Source organism: Neobacillus sp. PS3-12, assembly GCF_030915385.1.
GTDB lineage: Bacteria > Bacillota > Bacilli > Bacillales > Cytobacillaceae > JAEVLT01.
Genome location: NZ_CP133268.1, coordinates 3,733,885 through 3,750,285, shown reverse-complemented (window position 1 = coordinate 3,750,285; position 16,401 = coordinate 3,733,885). Strand labels below are relative to the sequence as shown.

16 protein-coding genes and 2 pseudogenes are annotated in these 16,401 nt (G+C 36.5%); 8 read left to right on the top strand and 10 right to left on the bottom strand.

All coding sequences use genetic code 11. The annotated features are described in order from the left end of the window. Nucleotides 1-27 precede the first annotated feature (27 nt). A pseudogene (gene hemH, locus RCG17_RS19000) lies at nucleotides 28-962 on the bottom strand (ferrochelatase). Between the two features lie 199 nt (nucleotides 963-1,161). Beyond that, nucleotides 1,162-2,199 carry a uroporphyrinogen decarboxylase gene (hemE, locus tag RCG17_RS18995; protein ID WP_308171656.1) on the bottom strand — a complete coding sequence of 346 codons (1,038 nt, stop codon included), beginning with the start codon at nucleotides 2,197-2,199 and terminating at the stop codon, nucleotides 1,162-1,164. Nucleotides 2,200-2,454: 255 nt separating this feature from the next. On the opposite strand from hemE, the gene RCG17_RS18990 reads away from it, so the two are divergent. Continuing rightward, nucleotides 2,455-2,964, top strand: coding sequence for an antibiotic biosynthesis monooxygenase family protein (locus RCG17_RS18990; RefSeq protein WP_308171655.1), 510 nt, complete (start codon nucleotides 2,455-2,457; stop codon nucleotides 2,962-2,964). Nucleotides 2,965-3,066: 102 nt separating this feature from the next. Here the strand turns inward: RCG17_RS18990 and RCG17_RS18985 are convergent, their stop codons facing one another. After that, nucleotides 3,067-3,486, bottom strand: coding sequence for an HIT family protein (locus RCG17_RS18985; protein WP_308171654.1), 420 nt, complete (start codon nucleotides 3,484-3,486; stop codon nucleotides 3,067-3,069). A 586-nt stretch (nucleotides 3,487-4,072) separates the two neighbouring features. On the opposite strand from RCG17_RS18985, the gene RCG17_RS18980 reads away from it, so the two are divergent. From RCG17_RS18980 to RCG17_RS18965, 4 genes and pseudogenes are all read left to right on the top strand, one after another. Then, a complete protein-coding gene (locus tag RCG17_RS18980; protein ID WP_308171653.1) occupies nucleotides 4,073-4,813 on the top strand; it encodes an ABC transporter ATP-binding protein in 741 nt (246 codons plus the stop codon). Beyond that, nucleotides 4,806-6,020, top strand: a complete 1,215-nt coding sequence (locus tag RCG17_RS18975; protein WP_308171652.1) for an ABC transporter permease — start codon at nucleotides 4,806-4,808, stop codon at nucleotides 6,018-6,020. The genes RCG17_RS18980 and RCG17_RS18975 overlap by 8 nt, the downstream gene beginning before the upstream one ends. Nucleotides 6,021-6,079: 59 nt before the next feature. Then, nucleotides 6,080-6,809 (top strand): annotated as a pseudogene (locus RCG17_RS18970) (EcsC family protein). Nucleotides 6,810-6,943: 134 nt separating this feature from the next. Beyond that, on the top strand, nucleotides 6,944-7,474 hold the full coding sequence (locus RCG17_RS18965) for a tryptophan transporter (RefSeq protein ID WP_308171651.1): 531 nt from the start codon (nucleotides 6,944-6,946) through the stop codon (nucleotides 7,472-7,474). A 67-nt stretch (nucleotides 7,475-7,541) separates the two neighbouring features. Here the strand turns inward: RCG17_RS18965 and RCG17_RS18960 are convergent, their stop codons facing one another. Further along, nucleotides 7,542-7,733 (bottom strand): membrane protein YhzF, encoded by a 192-nt coding sequence (locus tag RCG17_RS18960; protein ID WP_308171650.1) that lies wholly within the window; start codon nucleotides 7,731-7,733, stop codon nucleotides 7,542-7,544. A gap of 347 nt (nucleotides 7,734-8,080) precedes the next feature. Here RCG17_RS18960 and RCG17_RS18955 point away from each other — a divergent pair, with 347 nt between their 5' ends. After that, nucleotides 8,081-8,656 (top strand): HTH-type transcriptional regulator Hpr, encoded by a 576-nt coding sequence (locus tag RCG17_RS18955; RefSeq protein ID WP_308171649.1) that lies wholly within the window; start codon nucleotides 8,081-8,083, stop codon nucleotides 8,654-8,656. 3 nt (nucleotides 8,657-8,659) lie between these two features. On the opposite strand, the gene RCG17_RS18950 is transcribed toward RCG17_RS18955, so the two are convergent. After that, nucleotides 8,660-8,995 carry a DUF1878 family protein gene (locus RCG17_RS18950; protein WP_308171648.1) on the bottom strand — a complete coding sequence of 112 codons (336 nt, stop codon included), beginning with the start codon at nucleotides 8,993-8,995 and terminating at the stop codon, nucleotides 8,660-8,662. A 308-nt stretch (nucleotides 8,996-9,303) separates the two neighbouring features. Between RCG17_RS18950 and RCG17_RS18945 the strand changes: the two genes are divergently transcribed. Next, nucleotides 9,304-9,483, top strand: coding sequence for a hypothetical protein (locus RCG17_RS18945; RefSeq protein WP_308175885.1), 180 nt, complete (start codon nucleotides 9,304-9,306; stop codon nucleotides 9,481-9,483). 53 nt (nucleotides 9,484-9,536) lie between these two features. Here RCG17_RS18945 and RCG17_RS18940 read toward each other — a convergent pair whose 3' ends face one another. Next, nucleotides 9,537-9,626 carry a YjcZ family sporulation protein gene (locus RCG17_RS18940; protein ID WP_308171647.1) on the bottom strand — a complete coding sequence of 30 codons (90 nt, stop codon included), beginning with the start codon at nucleotides 9,624-9,626 and terminating at the stop codon, nucleotides 9,537-9,539. Between the two features lie 200 nt (nucleotides 9,627-9,826). On the opposite strand from RCG17_RS18940, the gene RCG17_RS18935 reads away from it, so the two are divergent. Continuing rightward, nucleotides 9,827-10,741, top strand: coding sequence for a peptidylprolyl isomerase (locus tag RCG17_RS18935; RefSeq protein WP_308171646.1), 915 nt, complete (start codon nucleotides 9,827-9,829; stop codon nucleotides 10,739-10,741). 59 nt (nucleotides 10,742-10,800) lie between these two features. Here RCG17_RS18935 and RCG17_RS18930 read toward each other — a convergent pair whose 3' ends face one another. The 4 genes from RCG17_RS18930 to RCG17_RS18915 form a co-directional block, all read right to left on the bottom strand. Continuing rightward, on the bottom strand, nucleotides 10,801-10,989 hold the full coding sequence (locus tag RCG17_RS18930; protein ID WP_308171645.1) for a sporulation YhaL family protein: 189 nt from the start codon (nucleotides 10,987-10,989) through the stop codon (nucleotides 10,801-10,803). A 129-nt stretch (nucleotides 10,990-11,118) separates the two neighbouring features. Beyond that, the gene (gene yhaM, locus RCG17_RS18925) at nucleotides 11,119-12,063 is read right to left on the bottom strand and encodes a 3'-5' exoribonuclease YhaM (protein WP_308171644.1); all 945 of its coding nucleotides are present in this window, start codon (nucleotides 12,061-12,063) and stop codon (nucleotides 11,119-11,121) included. 31 nt (nucleotides 12,064-12,094) lie between these two features. Then, nucleotides 12,095-15,103, bottom strand: a complete 3,009-nt coding sequence (locus RCG17_RS18920) for an AAA family ATPase (protein WP_308171643.1) — start codon at nucleotides 15,101-15,103, stop codon at nucleotides 12,095-12,097. Between the two features lie 18 nt (nucleotides 15,104-15,121). After that, nucleotides 15,122-16,336: a metallophosphoesterase family protein gene (locus tag RCG17_RS18915; RefSeq protein WP_308171642.1), complete on the bottom strand. Its 1,215-nt coding sequence runs from the start codon at nucleotides 16,334-16,336 to the stop codon at nucleotides 15,122-15,124. Nucleotides 16,337-16,401: the final 65 nt, after the last annotated feature.

Below are 16,401 nucleotides of genomic sequence, written 5' to 3'. Positions count from 1 at the left end.
CCTCTTTCACATTTCTTGCTGTTTATTCTAACGATCAGCTACAGTCTTCAAAATGACAGTAGACAATGCATCAATAAAATTTTCTTTCGCATTCGGCATTTCAGGACGATAGTAGTTCGCTCCTACTTCATCTGTTACTCGTTTGCATTCAATATCATTATCATAAAGCACCTCAAGGTGTTCGCACACAAAGCCAACGGGCACATATACATATGCTTTATAGTTATGTTCTTTAGATAAGTCCCTTGTTAAATCTTGAACATCTGGTCCAAGCCATGGTTCAGGTGTTTTCCCGGCACTTTGCCAGCCAACCGTGTAGGTTTTGATCCCCGCCTGTTCAGCAATTAAATCAGCTGTTTCTTGAAGCTGATGGGGATAAGGATCACCAGATTGCAAGATTTTCTCAGGCAAACTGTGAGCAGAAAAAATGATCATGGAATCATTCTTCTCATCTTCCGACATTTGCTCATAAATTTGCTTAACTTTTTCTGCCCAATAGTCAATAAATTTAGGCTCATCATACCAACTTTCAACAGAGATAAATCTCGGGCCGCCTATCTTCTCTGCTTCTTCTTTGACTCTGTCATTATATGATTTAACGCTGAAGCTAGAAAAATGAGGAGCAAGCACGATACTAACGGCCTCTTCAATACCATCTTCATGCATCTGTTTTACTGTATCTTCAATAAACGGTTCAATATGTTTCAAACCTAGATACATTTTAAACTCTATCTCATTTTGGACCTTATTAAGCTGTTTCTCCAATTTTTCCGCTTGCTCAAGGGTTATTCGCGAAGAGGAGAAATACCGCCGATCGCCTCGTATCGATTCCTCAAGTCCTCAATCATTTCAGGAGAGGGCCTGCGTCCATGTCGAATATGTGTATAATAGCGGTCAAGATCTTCCAATTTATAAGGGGTTCCATATGCCATAACAAGCAAACCCATTTTCTTTTTTGTCAATTTGTTTAGCACCTCGTTTCAAGTCCTAGTGGGTCCACATAAAATTGACTATAAAAAGCCATTTTATCGATGACACCATAGAAAAGAGGGGAGCACGACAATAATCCCCTCTTTTAGTCATTGCTCCCTATATTGTGCCAAAAAAATGGTCAGTTTACCAATTTTATAAATGTCGAGATGAAAGAAACCCTACATTTTCTCACTTACTAGCGGAATAGTCATGAATAAATGCAGTTAATCTCTTCAGTACATCTGGATTAACCTGTGGGAATACACCATGTCCTAGGTTAAAAATATACCCATCTTGCGCCATGCCTTGGTCTAAGATGGCTTTTGTCTTCTCTTCAATCACTTCCCATGGGGCTAAAAGAATAGCTGGGTCTAAATTACCCTGCAAGTTTTTTTGAATTCCTAATTCTCTTGCCTCCCGAATCGGCATGCGCCAATCCAAACCAACGACATCAAGCGGAAGATCATTCCATTCTAACGCTAAATGACTTGCACCTACTCCAAACATGATAAGCGGGGCATTTTCTTCACGAAGTCTTGAAAAAATCTTGTCCATAATTGGTTTGATAAAAAAGCGATAATCTTCCACATTTAAGGCACCAACCCATGAATCAAAAATTTGTATGGCTTTTGCCCCTGCATGGATTTGAGCTTTTACATATGTGACAATCATATCAGCAAGTTTATCCATTAAAGCAAACCAGGCAACTGGTTCTGTATACATAAACGCTTTTGTTTTATTATAATTCCGAGAGGGACCACCCTCGAGCATATAACTCGCCAAGGTAAACGGAGCACCTGAAAAACCAATTAACGGAACAGATAATTGTTCTTCGACTAAAAGTTTAATGGTATCGAGTACATATGGAACATCTTGTTCAGGGTTTATTTCTCCTAGTTTTTCAACATCCGCTAAGGATTTGATTGGATTGGAGATGACGGGTCCTACACCGCCTTTAATTTCAACATCGACTCCTATGGCAGGAAGCGGTGTCATAATATCCTTATAAAGAATAGCAGCATCAACATTATAATTTTCAACAGGAAGCCTTGTCACATAAGCACATAGCTCAGGCTGGTGTGTAATTTCAAACAGCGAATATTTTTCTTTGATTTCTCTGTATTTCGGTTGGGAGCGCCCTGCCTGTCTCATATACCAAACAGGTACGTAATCGGTCTTTTCTCCTCTTGCTGCTTTTAGTAACGTATCGTTAATTGGTTTTGCCATTAAAAATATCCACCTTTCAAGACTTATCTGCTAACATTGTAATATATCTGATAATAAAGTAAAACTTGGTACAAGTAGCCTTTGCTTTTGCTAATAGTATTAAAATTAATCATATGCAGTTGTATTCACTATATCGATTATTCAAATCCTTGGGTAGATTCCATTCTTAACTGTCAAAAAAAAGTCGTTTTTAAGTTTACAAATTTGTTTAAATTAAAAGATAAGATTGTTACCTTTAAATAAAAGGAGGTGTTAATGATGAATGTTTATATTACAGTAGGAACCTTGGGATATTTAAAAACAATCAAAGCAAAGAACTCTCAAGAAAGTATTGCAATCATGGAAAATGATGATACTGCCTTGTTGTTGCACGAAACCGAAGGTGAAACAGTCTTCAAAGAACCCAGAAAATACGAAGTGCTTGATTCCTCAGGGAGTATCGGAATTGAGGGGTTTGTTATTTTTAATAATATTCCTGTTACTGACGAAGGTCGTCCAATCTTTGAATATCGTTTTAAAAACAGGTCAAAACAAATTGAAAATGAACCAGGATTTATTGCTATCAGGGTTCTTCGGCCGCTTTCTTCCAATACTTACATTGTTTTAACGGTTTGGGAAAACGAAACAGCATTCTCTAATTGGAAAAATTCATCTTCGTTTAAAGGCGCCCATAACAAACAAGCAGAGGAAATCGGAGCTCAGCCACAGCACCAAATATTCTCCAGCCCTTCTTACACGACAACATATACACTATTAGAAGTGTGATCAGATGGTGCCAAGGGATTCATCATTTTTTAAACACTTCGCAATGTTTCTTAATTTAAATAAAAAGGCTGAGGAAATCTCAGCCTTTTTGCTTTCCTAAATTTATAAACGCTTACGAATGCCTTCCGCCATTTCCTGCAGCTGATTTGGTGAATAATCACTTTGATTATTTTTCCAAACAGCACCAAAACCATCACCTTTCCCGTAACGAGGGATTAAATGCATATGGAAATGGAAAACAGTTTGGCCTGCTTGCTCTCCATTATTGTTAACAAGATTTAAGCCAACTGGTTCATACTCTGTTTTTAAAGCATTGGCAATCTTAGGAACCACTTCAAATATATTTTTTGCCATTTCAGGTGTTAGTTCAAATAAGTTTTCTTTATGTACTTTTGGAATTATGAGTGTATGCCCTTTAGTTACTTGACTGATGTCCAGAAAAGCAAGAACATGTTCATTTTCAAATACCTTTGAGGATGGAATTTCTCCATTTATAATTTTGCAAAAAATACAATCGCTCATTTTGCACAACCTTTCCAAATTATGTTTATTATTGATTTTATCAATCATAAGAAAAAAAGAAAGACAGGATCCGTAGAATCCTGCCTTCTTGAAGGGAAACTCTTTGCTTCTTAAGTTATCGTTCAATTAGGTCTCTTTCTTTGATAAACACCTCATTTATCATGTAGTGTTTCTTATAAAGAGCGATTACTGTTCAAGCTTACCATCCCCTAATCTTCTTCATATGTTTTCACAACGTATAAAGTGTTAAACGGTTGATGGTCTTTGATAAACACCTCATTTGAAGTTGTTTATTTCAAAAAGCTAAATGGTTCATCAAATGGTTACAATACACTTTGTGCAAAACAACCATCCCCTTTTTTGGAACGTTCTTGAAGCTAATGAATTGAAGGAAACTGGTCTGCGACCAACACCTCATTTCAATTTTTGCGATGAAGTTATCATCACTTTTTTTGTTCCCCTTCGAATATTATGATGTCCGTTTGGGAGAAGAATATACAAAAGAATTTCGATTTATTTCAATTTCTTTTTTACCTTATGATGATTTGTTAAAATAAAAGCATAAAGAATAGGAAGGACGTTGCGAATGTCTTTATTATCAATTGAAAATTTAACGGGTGGATATACAAGAAACCCCGTTTTAAAGGACATCTCATTTGAAATTAACAATAAGGAGATGGTCGGCCTCATTGGCTTGAACGGTGCCGGAAAAAGTACGACCATAAAACATATTATTGGTCTGATGGAACCCCATCATGGAGAAATTAAGATCAACGGACTCTCCTTTAACAAGGAAAAAGAAGCTTATCGAAAATTGATTACCTATATCCCTGAAACACCTGTTTTATACGATGAGCTCACTCTGGAGGAACATTTAAAATTGACGGCTATGGCATACGGATTAGATGAGGCCTCATATCGTGAAAGAATATCACCATTACTTAAAGAATTTCGAATGGAAAAACGTCTAAGCTGGTTTCCTGCTCATTTTTCAAAAGGAATGAAACAAAAAGTAATGATTATGTGTGCCTTTTTAGTGCAACCATCCCTTTATATAGTGGATGAGCCGTTTGTTGGGCTTGACCCGCTGGGTATTCAATCCCTCTTGGATTTAATGAAGAAAATGAAAGATGCGGGTGCCGGCATTTTAATTTCAACTCACATTTTGGCCACAGCAGAAAAATATTGTGATCGCTTTGTCATCCTCCATGAAGGGAAAATCCGTGCAAAGGGCACCCTTCAAGAATTAAGAGCGCAATTTTCAATGCCTGATGCTTCTTTAGATGATTTATATATCCAGCTGACAAAGGAAGAAAATTATGTTTGATGATCATAAACTTTGGAGAGACCGTTTTAGCCAGCGAACAAAAGATTTGGGGAAATATCTCCGTTATATCTTTAATGGCCATTTAATGATTGTATTAGTCTTTTTAATTGGGGCAGCTGCCTACTATTATCAAAACTGGGTAAAAGGGCTGCCAGAGCATTTTCCGGCAGAAATCATTATGGCAGTTTTCATTGGGCTTTTTCTCACCTACAGCCCCGTTTATAACTTTTTACTGGAAGCCGATCAAGTGTTTTTACTGCCGCTTGAAAACAAAATGAAACGGTATTTTTACCGTTCCGGGATCGTTAGTCTTATTTATCAAGGGTACATATTATTATTGGTTCTCGCAGTCTTCATGCCCATGTATGCCAGGGTAAGCACCAGTGGGTTCCGCCCTTTTTTCACTTTTTTAATTATGCTTCTGGCGCTTAAGGCTTGGAATTTGGCTAGCAGCTGGCGAATACAATATTTTATCCATCCTGCTGTTTACCGATGGGATGGGATCGTTCGCTACTTTATTAATACTACATTTGCCTTTTTATTATTTAAGCAGGCAAATCCACTAATTTTACTTTTGATTGCTGTTGTCATGGCTTTATACTATCGATTCTTTTATAAATCAACAAAAAACAGTAGTTTAAAATGGGATTTATTAATTAGCCAAGAAGAAAAACGGATGAATTCCTTTTATCGACTGGCTAATCTTTTTACAGATGTTCCAATGCTTAAAGATACAGTCAAACGGAGAAAATGGCTGGATTTGCTTGTAAAGCCAATGGGTTTTTCTCAGGAGAAAACCTTCCAATACTTATTCGTCAGAACCTTTCTTCGCTCTGGTGACTATCTTGGCCTATTTATCAGATTAACAATTATTGGAGGACTGGCGATTTATTTCCTTTCCTTTGGACCTGGACAAATATTGATAGCGGTTTTGTTTTTATACTTAACTGGTTTTCAACTATTGCCGCTTTGGAACCATCATCAAAGTAAAATTTGGGTCGAGTTGTATCCAGTCCAGGCAAGTTATAAAAAAACCGCCTTTTATTCCTTATTAATGGTGGTTTTAATTGTTCAAACCGTTCTCTTTACGGTCATTCTTTTGTTCAAAGGTCAATGGTCGAGTGCTTTAATTGAATTGCTTGCAGGAAGTGCATTCAGCTACATTTTTGTATTTATTTATAATAAAAACAGATTTAAGTCTGAATGAAATGTCGTTTTTCACCTCTTGTCTTGAGACCCAAAATACTCCGTAAAGGTTGGGGGATTATGAACGATTATGAGTTAAAAGTTTATGAGGAAATTCTATTATGGAAGCACAAGCTCGTGAAACGGTCGGGAATTATGGCTAGAATGTCCAAAAAGGCACAAGGGAAAATCACTGATCTGATCCCTGATAAGGTACACCAAGCTGTAACTGAGAGTATAAAGCAGATGGTCAAAGTTACTTTAGCCGGATCACAAATCACTACCCCCAGAAATCAGGCCCAGGGGTTATCACTTGCTGAAAAAGATGATTTAGCCAGAAAAAAAATAGCCCTTTATCAAAAAACGGCCTTGGTGGAGGGTGCCAGACCGGTGCGGGGGGATTCTCCTTGGTCTGGCTGATTTTCCTTTATTACTAACGATAAAAATGAAGTTCCTTTATGAACTGGCTTCAATATACGGGTTTGATACAAAGGAATATACAGAAAGATTATTTATTCTTCATGTATTTCAGCTTGCCTTTTCAAGCAATCTAACTCGAAAGGAAACGTTATCCATTATTGAAGATTGGGAGAACCAGAAAAGTCTCCTTGCTGATATGGATTGGCGCAAGTTTCAACAAGAATACAGGGATTATATCGACTTTGCCAAATTACTCCAGCTTGTGCCCGGTATCGGCGCATTTGTGGGTGCCTATGCCAATCATAATCTTCTCAATCAACTTGGAGAAACGGCAATGAACGCCTATCGGTTAAGGTTTTTAAAGACCCCTCCATCCATTTTGGAACAGTAAATTAACTGAAAATTTATTACTTTATCCTTTTAAAATAGTATGCTATAATACTATCAAGTTTTTCGCTGCAGGCAATGAGTGCACTGCAGGAGAAACCAAATAAAATTATTAGAATAGCTGAGGAGAGATGAGAAATGAATACGAAGAATTTAGTTGCTCTTGCACTTTTGGTGGGAATTGGGGCAGTGTTACATGCTGTAATACCTGGAATTTTTCTTGGAATGAAACCGGATATGATGTTGGCAATGATGTTTTTAGGAATTATTCTTTTTCCAGATTTTAAAAGTGTTCTGCTTTTAGGGATCGTTACTGGCTTAATTTCAGGGATTACAACAACATTCCCTGGCGGCTTAATTCCAAACATTATTGATAAATTTGTCACATCTTTTGTTTTCTTTGGATTATTCCTATCTTTGAACAAATTCCGCAACAACATTGTTAGTGTTGCAATCCTAACAGCGGTTGGAACGATTATTTCAGGGATAGCATTTTTAACATCTGCATATTTCATTGTTGGATTACCTGGTGCATTCACTGGATTATTTGCTGCTGTCGTATTACCAGCTGCAGTTATTAACACAATCGCAATGATAGTTATCTACCCAATTGCTCTTTCCATTGTGAAAAGAACAAAATTAACTTCACAATCACTTGCTCAAAAGTAAGTACACCAGTACGTAGCTGGCTGTAACAGAAAAAAGAACCTTTCTCAGGTTCTTTTTTTATATAAGCTTACCAAATGATAAAAATAAGGATTCCGATGATCAGCAAAATTCCTCCAGCACTCCCTGACGCCAGGGCTCTGCTCTTTAAAACTTGTTTTGGAGGATATACACCCGGTCTTAAAAATGCCAGCCCATAATATATGGTTGCCATAAATAATAACGCACTAACAATGAATAAAATGATTGCTGTAGTGACCATTGGCAAACCTCCCTTACTTAAAGAAGCTGTTCTCCCATTTATATGTGGTTTTGTGTCTTCATATGAGCCCAATATATTCTAAAAACATTTAACATTCAATATCTGAATATTAAATGTTAACAAAACTTTCAAAAAAAGTGGAAATATTCGAGAAAACTATTTATTATTAAATTGATAACTAATTATTTTTAAATACATCCATTTATATAACAACTTTTAAAAACGTAACATAGGATGTTTTAGTGACTAAAATAATTTCTAAAAATTTTGTAAATTAACATCTTTATTAATCTTTGTTTTATTGGCATAATATTAATAGAGAAATAAAAAAGTAGGTGAAATTGGGGATGGCTGAGAAACAATATTCCATGAAAGAAGCGATGCTATTTAGCCAGCGAATTGCACAATTAAGTAAAGCATTGTGGAAATCAATTGAGAAGGATTGGCAGCAGTGGATCAAACCTTTTGATCTAAACATTAATGAACATCATATTCTTTGGATTGCGTACCATTTACATGGTGCTTCAATCTCAGACGTTGCAAAATTTGGGGTTATGCATGTATCCACAGCATTCAATTTTTCGAAAAAATTAGAGGAAAGAGGTTTACTTAAATTTTCTAAAAAAGAAAATGACAAACGTAACACGTACATTGAACTTACTCCTGAAGGTGAAGACATCTTGTTGCGGTTAATGGAAAACTATAACCCGACGACTAATTCTGTGGTATCTGGGGCATTACCGCTAAAGGAACTTTATGGAAAGTTCCCTGATATTATTGAAATGATGGCAATCGTCCGCAATATTTACGGCGATGACTTCATGGAAATTTTCGAAAAGTCATTTAATAATGTTGAAAATGAATTTACAGAGGAAAATGGCAAGCTTGTAAAAATTCAGAACTCAGAACAAGAATTAGTGTAAAAGTTAAATGTATTTTTTGAAATCAAGCATGAGCGACTCAAATAGATTCTGGCTAAGGCAAGCTTGTATTACTTCTTCTGTTTGGAGAGTAAGTGGTAAGGAAGTAGAAAATTCATCAAAAAGCGGACTAAAATAGACAAAACCTTCCGCTTTTTGTGCTTCCATTTTTTTGCACATTTCTTCACACAATTTGAAGAAGTTTTTTACTTCCTGCTCTGAAATCCCTTTTTCAATAATTAGTTTATTAAATTCCAATTTTGGATTGTTTACTAGCTTTAACAATAGTTTTTGATGATATTCCAGCAGTTGGATTCGTTTTAAGAGCTCACGTTCATCCATAATACAACCTCATTTCAGACCTTTTCCATATTATAATTCATTATTCACCTAAACATCATAGAGGTAAACGATTTTTTTAAAGAGATGCTTTTTATTGATTTCTCTTTAACCGTGGGTGATTCCGCTTACCATTTTCTCACATTTACACCTTATAATTCTACTAATTTTACGTTTAAATCTTTTTAAGCTATCTTTTTTTAATTATTTTTGTTATCGTAGTATTCATGAAGAATATGGTGGGTCTTTTTTTATTTTAAAAGGTGCTCTCCCATTAAATAAAATATTTTACACAAGGGAGGGAATCTTTGATGATCTCCATTTTTATTGTGATGGCTGTTACCATACTATACTATGTGAACAAGATGACAAACTCTTTATGTATTCAAAAGGACATACCTGAAGAACGGCAAAATAAAGTGTTTAGAACAATTAATATCTTAATAACCATCCTTCTTGTATCCTCCTATATAGAAAATTTGTTCACATAAAAAGAAAAAGCGCTGAGATCGTCCTCACCGCTTTTCCCGTTTGGAAACTCAGATTAATAAACCCAAGAGGCTCCGATAATAATCAATAAGATAAAGAGGACAACAATTAATGCAAATCCTCCTCCAGCGTAACCACCAGACATAATTCCACCTCCTTATCTTTTTTTTATCATATGTATTTCCTAAAAAATTGGGATGGGTTAGTACCCAATTATCTCTAATCCGAGCATTTTTCCATAAAAAGTACTACATAAATATGGTATATCTTTTTGAAGTCACAAAGGTTTATGTTATAGTAAAAATTGTATTGTAATCGAATATATACTTTAGGAGAGATTTGTTGATGAAAAAATGGATGTTGGCTCTCACTTTAACAAGTGGAGTACTAGCCTTAAGTGCATGTAGTGCTTCTTCAAGCAACGTAGCTCAAAGTAGTGCAGGAAACGTTACGAAGGACGAGCTTTATACGATGATGAAAGATAAGATTGGGACTCAAGCCTTGCAGCAGCTTCTTTATGAAAAGGTTCTTTCAAAAAAGTATACTGTTACTGACAAGGAGCTTAACGCTAAGGTATCCCAGCTTAAAACCGATTTAGGGTCAAACTTCCAAATGGCCTTAGCTCAATATGGATATAAAAACGAGAGTGACCTTAAGGAAACTATGAAGGTTGGTATGCTCCAAGAAAAGGCTGCCATGCAGGATGTAAAGGTTACGGATAAAGAATTAAAGGATTACTACAATAACTATAAACCTGATATTAAAGCAAGACATATTCTTGTGGCTGATGAAGCTACTGCCAATGATGTGAAAAAACAACTTGATGCTGGGGCAAAATTTGAGGATTTGGCTAAAAAATACTCAACAGATACAGGTACGAAAGATAAAGGCGGCGATCTTGGCTGGTTTGGAACAGGCAAGATGGATCCTGACTTTGAAAAGGCTGCATTTGCTCTTAAAGTAAACGAAATCAGTGCACCAGTTAAATCACAATATGGCTATCATATTATTCAAAAAACTGGCGAGAAACCGAAGAAATCCTATAATGCAATGAAAAAGGATATCATCACCGCTGTTAAAGAGTCTAAGCTTACAAACGATATTATTAATGCAAGAATACAAAAAGAACTCAAAGCTGCCAACGTAAAAGTTGATGACTCAGCACTAAAAGATGCGCTTAATCCTGCTACATCCAGCGGCAATGCTGCTGGCGGAGCCGGTGGAGCTGGCGGAGCTGGCGGAGTAACAACAGGACAATAATATAAAACTTAGTCTGCAAAAAAATTAAGGATAAAAGCATTTGCTTTTATCCTTTTCATTTATTCAGTCCCCATTACTTTTTGGGTTTCACGTGTTTCTTTTTCATCCTCCAGGCGCTTCATATAGACCTCCCCTTCCTTTTCTATATTCTCAAGTTCAAAAACACGCTCTTCTCGGCCTGTTTTTATTGCCATGACTGCACTGATAATGATTCCTGCTACAACTGCATACACCCAAATCGGGATCATCTTTAATTGCTCCTTTCACTTGTGAATGGTTGTCCATTTTTTATCAACATATTCGAATTAATTCAAAAAAATGCGCATTTTTTTCATAATGGGCAAAAAAAATACCCCAATAAATGGGGCTGTCCAAGACTATTTATGAAAAACAGGCTTGTAAAATGAGCGGTTGTCCAGTGCAAAGATACGCTCCGAAAATTCTCCAGGCTTCACTCTCTCCAATGCTCGATCAAGCATATTCATTTTGGCATCGATATTATCAATATAGTGCAGAATTTCTGCTTCCTTAATTAAAGGTGGTTTAGGGCTTCCCCATTCTGCTTTGCCATGGTGGCTCAAAACTAGGTGTTGGAGAATCATAACCTCTTCCCCAGCAATATTTAATTCATCAGCGGCTTTACCAATTTCATTGACCATGATCGTAATATGACCCAGTAAGTTTCCTTCTATTGTATAAACCGTTGAAATTGGACCCGAAAGCTCCACCACTTTCCCTAAATCATGCAAAATAACTCCAGCATACAAGAGGTCCTTATCAAGACTTGGATAAAGAGAGGCGATTGACTTTGCCAAATCCAACATACTTATAACGTGAAAAGCCAGCCCTGATACAAACTCATGGTGGTTTTTAGTAGCAGCAGGATACTCTAAAAATTCATTTTGATATTTTTTGATTAAATGCCTAGTAATTCTTTGGATATTTGGATTTTTCATTTCAAAAATATACTGTGTAAGCTTACTAGTCATCTCTTCACGGCTTACTGGGGCTGTTTCAATAAAGTCAGCCAATTTTACTTGGTCAACCTGTGATGACGGTCGGATTTGCCGAATCTTAAGTTGACTTCTTCCCCTGTAATTTTGGATATCACCCATTACTTTAACGATATTCTGAGCTACATAGTTTTTTTCATCATCATTACTTGCATCCCAAAGCTTTGCTTCAATATCGCCGCTCTTATCCTGCAATATAAGTGTTAAAAAGGGCTTTCCGTTGCTTGCAATTCCCTTTGTCGCACTTTTTATTAAGAGAAATAATTCAACCTGCTCTCCAACATCATACTGAAGAACGCCTTTACTCATCCTATCCGCCCCTTCCCTTAGACAAAGTATATCATGTAATTGAATGCCGGGTAGCACCATTATTTAGGTAAAGTAATTCATCTTTAGTAAATAACTCTAATAAATGTTGATGACATGTAAAAAATAATATTTGATTTTGTTTTAACTGATGGAGAAGACTTATAACCTTTCTTGTTCGCTTCGCATCAAAATTAACAAAACTATCATCAATAATAATGGGCAAATGAAATTTTTCATATAACGTTGTCGCCAGAGCGATTCGGATCGCAACATAAACCTGTTCTGTAGTTGCCTGGCTTAATTCATACGCTTCAAAAATGGTACCATCCTTTCTTTCAATTAGAAAGCCTGGGCCAGATTGATGGAGTAGAATTTTTCGGTAATTTCCTTCGGTTAGGAATGATAAATATTCATCGGCCTTGGAAAGCATCCGAGGCAAATGAATATTTTTATACTTTTCAATCGTTTGCATGAGGATAGTTTGTGCTAAGGAAAAAACAGCCCACTCTTTTGCAGCTTCTTCCAATTCATATTTTTTCTGCTTAAAATCGTGCAGTAAAACGGAATACAAGCCGCCTTCTTCAAGTATTTGGATTTGATACTTAATCGAAGCCTGCATCTCTTGGAGATCCTTTAGACGTAATCTGAGTTCCTCCATCTCACGATTATGCTCAGCAATGTTTTCATCGCAATCATGAATTTGCAAATAGTTCTCTCTTTCTGCTTTGTTTAAAAAAGAATGATGCAATTGTTTCTCCAAGTCTTCCAGTCTTTCTAAATACTTTGCTTTTTTTTCAGCCTTCGCTCCAAGCTCGTAAAATGCTTCTTCATTTTCAACACTTGCATCCTTTAAAAGCAGTAAGAAATCGGATTCCAGTTGCTGCCCTTCCTGTCTTAATTGATTGAGGTCCCCCTCCAAGTCAGCGAGCTTTGTCTGCTTTTCCTTCCATTGGACGCTTTTCTCCTGTTCCATTTTCAAACTATTCCTAAGTAAATAGACTAATTCTTGTGTTTCCACGTTTTTTTCTTGTAAAAATTGCTCTCCCAATTGGTTGATTCTGGTGAGCATTTCTTCTTGCTCACTTTTGGCTGCATGTAAACTTTGGAGTACTTGCTGCCGTTCTCTTTCTATCGATTTATATTGCTCAATCATCTGAAACGCTTCAACTAAATATGATTCTGCCACTTCTTCAGATATCGAGAGCAGCCTGCTTATTTCTGTTATTTGCTTTTTGTATTGAGAAGTATCAAGTTCCCACTCTTCAAACATTTTAATGACTTTGTCATATTGATGCATCTGCTGATCATATTTTACCTGCATCACCTGCAGTTGTTCCCGAAAATTTTGATCCTGTGCCAATTTTTCTTGAAGGACAGCCATTTTCTTAAAATCAACACTTCTTGCCTGTTGCAATAATCGTTGTTCTTCCTCCAAAAGTTTTGTCAGAGTATTATCATTTGGCTTTCTTATAGGCTTTCGAAGATTCGCCGCCAAAAAAATCATGGATGCGATAAAACCAAGCCCGCCTATGATGGCAAGCAGGTTTTGATTGGATGCCCAGCCATAGATGCCAAGCCCCAGGAACAATGTGATAAGCACTAAAAAGAGTATATGCTTTTGTCTTTTTAGATTTATCTCTATTTTCTTTTCCTGTTGTGCTGCTTTTTTATAAAGTTCAATTTTATCCCGAACACTCTCTAATTTCATTTCAATTTTGTCACTGTTCAGACTATCATTTACTTTCTTCTCTAGTTCGCTTCTTTCCATGTCTGGAAGCAACTTCGTTTGCAGTGTTCGGATATTTTCCTCTATCAACTCAAGGGAACCTTTTTCTTCGTTAAACCTATGATCAAGCTGTATTTTTCTTTCTTTAAGCGATTGTCCTTTTCTTGAAAGCTGCTCTGCCTTATCTTTCATAAACATATTTGTATTGATAGAGGAAACTTCCTCAGCATCGCCACGCAAATGCAACTTTTCTCTAATACTTGAGAGTTTTTCTTCAAATTGGCTAAGCTTGATTTCAGTTTGTTTTTCCTGTAATTTTAACTGTTGATAAAGTGGATACTGCTCTAGTGCTCCCAGAATTTCGGATTCCTGTTCAAGCATTGAAAGATTCGGCTTTAGCTTCTCAATTTCTTCTTTTATATGTTCGATTCTTGTAGTTAAACTGACAATTTGTGCTTTATTTGAAGATAGCAGCGGTTTTAGAGCTTCTAACCTTTGTATCCCTCGGTTTGGAAAGTCAACGTTCTCTAACTTATTAATCTCGTTTAGCGTCCAATTTTCTTCTTTTACAAAGCTCTCTACTTTTTTCCACTCGTTTAGGTTTTCAACTTGTGTTTGAATGTCCTTTATCTTTTCCTGCATTTCAGTCATTTCATGATCTTGCCTATTTTTTTGTTGAACCAGCACTTCATATTCCTTATTTTTAGCTGCTGCTGCGTTTAACTCTTTGTTCAAGCTATGTAGTTCTTGTAATTTTTCATTTATCAGCGGCTTTTTTCCGCCAGGTTTAAATCGGGCATCCAACCCTTTTTGCAGCCCGCCTTCCGCCTGTGCCAAGCGATCTGTTCCTAACATACCGGCTGAAAATAAAAACTTCCCAATCTCTTCTCCTTTCATCTGATGGATATTTTGCAGTCCATTTAGATTAAACGAAAAGATGGCTTGGTATAATCCCTTGTCTACATGCAGCAACAGTTCTTGCAGAAGTTCTTCGCTGCCAATGACACCATTTTCACAGGTTACAGACACATCTCCGGCAGCTGTTTTTCCTTTCACCCGTTCAATAAGGACAAACCCCTTATCCTCAGAAAAAATTTTTATATTACCGCCATATTTGCTGCTGTGTTTTGGTTCGTAACGATATTCTGTTTGCTGCTTTGTTGGAAATCCGAATAAAATTCCATGAATGAATGCCATAATCGTCGATTTACCTGCTTCATTTTCCCCATAAAAGACTTGAAAGTCAGCTAAATTCTCAATTTTGACATTTTCCAATTGTCCAAAGCCATAAATATGCATACTTATGATCTTCAAGGTATAACCTCCTTTCTTTTATTGGTTAAGAAATCTAATTAGCATTTTCTCAGCTTTCTCCAATAAATGCTTCTTTTCCTCTTCAGTTAGGGAAGTAAGATACTTTCTCCCTAAAGGATGATCATATAACAATGTCAAAGAGCGTTCAGGATGACCAAGCTCCGCTGTTTCAAACAACTCTCGATAAAATTCGCTCTCATTCTTTAAACGATCTTTATCAATAAAAAGATTTTCACTAATCGATAGGTCCACAATCCATACAAACGAATCTTCTTGCCGTTCCTCTTCCTGAAGCAGCTCCAATAGTTCTCCCTCTAAAACATTCCTTTCGTTATCATCTTGTAAATGGACGTTTTTCAAAAATAGGGTTAATAATGTCCCTTTAGTTTTTTGTCGATATTGACTGATGGAGGTTTGGCATAATTGGTAAACCTCCTGGAAGCTCTGTGCTCCTTCGGCATCAATAACGGTTTCATCCCAAATAACATCCGAGGATTCGATAAACGTAAGGTCTGTACCAAATTCATTAAGTGATACATGGTAAAAACCCTTCATTCCAGTCTCTTTTTTATTCCGTCCCTGTGTATTGCCTGGATACAAAACAGGAGGATGTTCAGATAAAATGGTTCGCTTATGTATATGGCCAAGTGCCCAATAATCAAATTGTTTGTCCAGCAAGTCTTTCAAATAAAATGGAGCATAATTACTGTGTTCATTACTCCCAGCCTCATTTCCATGAAGAATTCCAATGTGGAAATCAGCATCATCTTGTTTAAAGTAGTTATCAATTTTCCGATCATAAATATGCCTTCTTGAGTAGCTAAAGCCATATAAGTTTACTGTAATACCGGTCTTTATTATTAGTGTTTTGACTTCCACATCATCTGAAAAAACATGAACATTATTTGGCATGTCCAGATTCACCCATGTGCCGCTTAAATGATCATGATTTCCATGTACAATATAAACGGGAATGTCGTTTTCCTTCAGCCTTTGCATTTCGGCCCGAAGCCTGCTTTGAGCCCTGAGGCTTCGATCCTCACCGTCAAATAAATCTCCTGCCAGGACCACAAAGTCAACTTTCTTTTCGAGCGCAGAATTTATCAGCTTTTTAAAAGCAACAAATGTACTCTCCCTTATTCTTTTAAAAATGTTCTCTGGTAAATGCTTCAGACCTACCATCGGACTATCTAAATGCAAATCAGCCCCATGAATAAACGTAACCTTTTTCATGATTATTCCTCTCAAGATCTTTTTCTTTATTTTAACATTTCAAAAAAGCGAATGCACGTTCTTAG

Bases quoted from the DNA above. Each gene is read 5' to 3' on its own strand.
- hemE (WP_308171656.1), bottom strand. From the start codon at position 2,199: ATGGCAAAACCAATTAACGATACGTTACTAAAAGCAGCAAGAGGAGAA.
- RCG17_RS18990 (WP_308171655.1), top strand. From the start codon at position 2,455: ATGATGAATGTTTATATTACAGTAGGAACCTTGGGATATTTAAAAACA.
- RCG17_RS18985 (WP_308171654.1), bottom strand. From the start codon at position 3,486: ATGAGCGATTGTATTTTTTGCAAAATTATAAATGGAGAAATTCCATCC.
- RCG17_RS18980 (WP_308171653.1), top strand. From the start codon at position 4,073: ATGTCTTTATTATCAATTGAAAATTTAACGGGTGGATATACAAGAAAC.
- RCG17_RS18975 (WP_308171652.1), top strand. From the start codon at position 4,806: ATGTTTGATGATCATAAACTTTGGAGAGACCGTTTTAGCCAGCGAACA.
- RCG17_RS18965 (WP_308171651.1), top strand. From the start codon at position 6,944: ATGAATACGAAGAATTTAGTTGCTCTTGCACTTTTGGTGGGAATTGGG.
- RCG17_RS18960 (WP_308171650.1), bottom strand. From the start codon at position 7,733: ATGGTCACTACAGCAATCATTTTATTCATTGTTAGTGCGTTATTATTT.
- RCG17_RS18955 (WP_308171649.1), top strand. From the start codon at position 8,081: ATGGCTGAGAAACAATATTCCATGAAAGAAGCGATGCTATTTAGCCAG.
- RCG17_RS18950 (WP_308171648.1), bottom strand. From the start codon at position 8,995: ATGGATGAACGTGAGCTCTTAAAACGAATCCAACTGCTGGAATATCAT.
- RCG17_RS18945 (WP_308175885.1), top strand. From the start codon at position 9,304: ATGATCTCCATTTTTATTGTGATGGCTGTTACCATACTATACTATGTG.
- RCG17_RS18940 (WP_308171647.1), bottom strand. From the start codon at position 9,626: ATGTCTGGTGGTTACGCTGGAGGAGGATTTGCATTAATTGTTGTCCTC.
- RCG17_RS18935 (WP_308171646.1), top strand. From the start codon at position 9,827: ATGAAAAAATGGATGTTGGCTCTCACTTTAACAAGTGGAGTACTAGCC.
- RCG17_RS18930 (WP_308171645.1), bottom strand. From the start codon at position 10,989: ATGATCCCGATTTGGGTGTATGCAGTTGTAGCAGGAATCATTATCAGT.
- yhaM (WP_308171644.1), bottom strand. From the start codon at position 12,063: ATGAGTAAAGGCGTTCTTCAGTATGATGTTGGAGAGCAGGTTGAATTA.
- RCG17_RS18915 (WP_308171642.1), bottom strand. From the start codon at position 16,336: ATGAAAAAGGTTACGTTTATTCATGGGGCTGATTTGCATTTAGATAGT.